Here is a 2,897-nt window from a genome sequence, read left to right on the forward strand (position 1 = left end):
CCCCTCTCGCCCCCGAATCTGCTGGAAGAGGCCTGGCGCTACCAGGTGGACCTGTGGCAGCGCAGCCTGCTGTTCCTGGACACGCTGCGCGAACGGGCGAACGACATGCTGGCCCACGAGCAGGCGGGCCTGCCGCCCGTGCTCGACTTCGACTACGAGACGATCCTGGACGCCCGGCGCTTCGAGCAGCCGGCAAATTACGCCCTCCTGCGCATTACCGGCGCCGGTACCGACCGGCTGGAAGAGTGCGTGGACGAGGCGAAGCGCCCGGTCATCATCATTGACCCGCGCGCCGGTCACGGTCCCGGTATCGGCGGCTTCAAGCGCGATTCAGAGGTGGGCATGGCGCTGCACGAAGGCCACCCGGTCTACTTCGTGATCTTCTTTCCCGAGCCGTGCCCGGGACAGACGCTCGCCGACGTGCTCCACGCCCTGCGCCGTTTCGTGGAAGAAGTGAGCCGCCGTCACGGCGGAAAAGCGCCGGCCCTCTACGGCAATTGCCAGGCGGGCTGGGCAGTGACGCTGCTCTCCGCCGATTGCGAAGGGCTGGTGGGGCCGGCGGTGCTCAACGGCTCTCCCCTTTCCTACTGGGCGGGGGAGTCCGACGTCAACCCCATGCGGCTTGCCGGCGGCTTTGTCGGCGGCGCCTGGCTGGCCCACTTTCTCGCCGACCTGGGCGACGGCCGCTTCGACGGCGCCTGGCTGGTGCAGAACTTCGAGAACCTGAAGCCCGCCAATGCCTTGTGGGACAAGTACTACCACCTGTTCGCCAACGTGGACGAGGAGCGGGAGCGCTTCCTCGACTTCGAGCGCTGGTGGAACGGGTTCTATTTCCTGAGCCGCGAGGAGATCGTGGCCATCGTGGAGAACCTCTTCATCGGCAACCAGCTCGAGCAGGGCACCATGCGCATCTGCGAGGGCTGCATTGCGGACTTGAAGCGCATCCGCAACCCCCTCGTGATCTTCGCCTCCCATGGGGACAACATCACGCCGCCCCATCAGGCGCTCAACTGGATCCCGACGGTCTATCCCACCACCGAGGCCCTCAAGGCGGCCGGGCAGCGCATCGTCTATCTCATCAACCCCCACGTGGGGCACCTCGGGATTTTCGTTTCGGCGAGCGTGGCCCGGCTGGAGCACCGGGCGATCCTGGAGAGCCTGGACGAGCTGGAAGCGCTCCCGCCGGGTCTCTACGAGATGAAGATCCTGAATCCCACCGGAGACCCCGACTGCCACAAGCCCCAGTACTCCGTGCGTTTCGAGGCGCGGGATATCGAGGATATCCGCTTCGACTACCCGCGCAGGGCATTCGAACGGGTGCGGGAGGTCTCCGAATTGAACGAGCGTCTGTACAGCGCCTTCGTCAGCCCCTGGGTCCAGGCGGCGGCGAACCCGCTGAGCGCCTTGTGGCTCAAGTGGATGCACCCCATGCGCACGAGCCGCTATCTCTTCTCGGAGAAGTTCAGTCCGTGGATGGCGGGCGTAGCTGCGCTGGAGCCGCTGGTGCGGCAGCAGCGCCAACCTCCGGGTGAGAACAACCCGTATGGGATGATAGAACGCGCGGCGAGCGCCCAGATATCGGCCACGCTGGACCTGTACCGTGCGATCAGAGACCAGGCCGTGGAACTCGCTTTCGGCAGGATCTACGGGTGAACCGGCAGCGTTTCGAGGCCTCGCCCGACCAGTACGCCGCCAAAGCCCCCGGCGAACGGCCCGTCGGAGGATCCAGCCATCATGGTCGCCGGCGTTCTGGCTGCTGAGGCTCGGTTCGACAGCTTGAGCGCCCGTTCGACACCTGCATCCGGCATGGAGTAAAACGATGCACCCGGGAAGTCTCAAGGGGAAAAAGGGCTCGTCGTGGGCATCGCCAATGAACGGAGCATCGCCTGGGGCTGCGCCAAAGCCTTTCGCGCTGGCGGGCGCTGGACGCCCCGGGACGCTCATCGTGCTCATGGCGACGGCATTTGCGGTAAGCATGGGCTACGGCGTCGCCATCCCCTTGCTGCCGGAGATCATCGAGCGCTTTTCGGACGGCAGTCGGGGTCTTCCGGCCGCCTGGTACGCGGGATTGCTGCCGGGGGCCTACACGGCCGCCCTCTTCGCCTTTGCCCCCGCGCTCGGAGCGCTTTCCGACCGCCTCGGGCGGAGGCCCATGATGCTAGGCGGTATGGCGGCGTATGCGCCAGCGCTCGCGCTGTTCGCCGCCGCCCCAACCCTGGCGGCTGCAATCGCGGCCCAGGTGCTGGCGGGAGTTGCCGCCGCCGCGGTCCTGCCCGCCGCGCTCACCGCCACCGGTGAAAGCGGCGAGCGTGATCAGGCTTTCCTGCGCCTGGCCTGGGTGAGCGCTGCTTCGCTGCTGGGATTCCTTGCCGGACCGGCGCTCGGAGGCTGGCTCGGAGACAGGCAGGAGAGTGGAATCGGGTTGCCTTTCCTGGTTGCGGCGGGCATCACCGCCCTCGCCGCGACGGGAGCGGCTGTCCTCGTCCCCGAGACAGCCCGTTGCCGCCAGCCGGACCCGGGAAAGAGACTCGGGCAGCCGCGTCGCAGCCACATCAAGCTCGCGATGGCGCTGGCGGTGACGGTCCTCGTGACTTACGGCCTGGGCTCCTTCGAAGTCGGCTTCTCCCTGTTCGGGGAAGCGCGTCTTGGCCTTGACCCTTCTCGGCTGGGACACCTGTTCGCGCTCTGCATGGCCGTCATGATTCCGGTCCAACTCGCGATCTTTCCCCGCCTCCTGCGAACCTTCCGCCCGACCCGGGTGAGCGCCGGAGCACTGGCGGCCTTGGGGATTGGCCTCGCCATGCTGCCCGTCGGGGAAAACGTCATGCTGGCGGCCGCAGCGATCGTCTTAATCGCCGCCGGGGCGGGTGTGCTCCTGCCGGCGCTGAGTTATTGGG

2 protein-coding genes and 1 pseudogene are annotated in these 2,897 nt (G+C 67.2%); all 3 read left to right on the forward strand.

Translation table 11 applies throughout. The features are described from left to right. Positions 1-1,653 (forward strand): DUF3141 domain-containing protein (locus V7Q81_RS15510; protein ID WP_333845127.1); only part of this gene is annotated, 1,653 nt, incomplete at its 5' end. Between the two features lie 183 nt (positions 1,654-1,836). Further along, positions 1,837-1,920: pseudogene (locus V7Q81_RS15515) on the forward strand (enoyl-ACP reductase FabI); the annotation flags it as partial. Positions 1,921-1,951: 31 nt separating this feature from the next. After that, the coding region (locus V7Q81_RS15520) for an MFS transporter (protein WP_333845129.1) at positions 1,952-2,897 on the forward strand (946 nt) is incomplete at its 3' end.

Source organism: Pelomicrobium sp. (assembly GCF_036803785.1).
Lineage (GTDB): Bacteria > Pseudomonadota > Gammaproteobacteria > Burkholderiales > UBA6910 > Pelomicrobium.